Annotated in this window: 2 protein-coding genes; both read left to right on the top strand. The window is 37.2% G+C overall.

Annotation, left to right across the window (positions count from 1 at the left end):
• The coding region (locus COZ07_RS09865; RefSeq protein ID WP_406608396.1) for a hypothetical protein at positions 1 to 293 on the top strand (293 nt) is incomplete at its 5' end.
• Positions 290 to 868 (top strand): DNA methyltransferase (locus tag COZ07_RS09860; protein WP_406608395.1); only part of this gene is annotated, 579 nt, incomplete at its 3' end. The genes COZ07_RS09865 and COZ07_RS09860, both read left to right, overlap by 4 nt.

Below are 868 nucleotides of genomic sequence, written 5' to 3'. Positions count from 1 at the left end.
TTGCTGGGCATTCTATGTGGAATCCTACTCATTCAATGACAAGACAATTGAGATGGTTTTCACCTTCCGCAGATGTAATATGTGCTGGACATAAACATCAACCAGCAATACAAACTTTTTATGCTTATGGAATGCGGAAAAATCTTATTCAAGTGGGAACTTTTCTAACCGATGATACATACTCAAAACGATGGTATGAAAGAGGTGTGGTGGGGACTCCTGCAGTAGTATTTCACAGCGATAGACACGAGGCGGTAGCTTATCCCTCGCTGAAGGAATACTTGGAGAAATGATTTACCCTGACGACTACATAAATAGGGTTATCTGTGGTAATACCCTTACTGTATTAAAAACAATGCCAGACAAGAGCGTAGACTGTATTGTAACTTCTCCTCCGTATTGGGGGTTGCGAGATTATGGTGAAGACACAAAAACTGTTTGGAATGGGGATAAGGATTGTCAACACAAATGGATAAAACATATTCAACCAAAAAGACGAGGTTCAACTGATGCTAAATCTTCTTATGAAAGGCCATCCAGAAAAGAAACACAAAAATTGAAAGATATTAAAACAGATTTTTGTCAAAAATGCGGAGCTTGGTATGGTCAATTAGGATTAGAACCAACCTTAGATTTATATTTAGAGCATCTTTTACAAATCACCGCTGAATTAAAAAGAGTTCTTAAAAAATCAGGAGTTATGTTTTGGAATCACGGCACAAATTATGGGAGTGCAATTTCTGCTCCTAATGCTCCTATATTATTAAAAGAAAGAATTTTTAAAAGACCAGCAATTGGAATATCTAAATGTCTTACTCTTCAAAACTGGCGACTGATTCTACGAATGATAGATGAACAGGGTTGGCGA

The organism is Candidatus Infernicultor aquiphilus, assembly GCF_002784285.1.
Classification (GTDB): Bacteria; Atribacterota; Phoenicimicrobiia; order Phoenicimicrobiales; family Phoenicimicrobiaceae; genus Infernicultor; species Infernicultor aquiphilus.
Note: the sequence above shows the minus strand (reverse complement) of the source record. Positions and strands in the feature narration are given on the sequence as shown.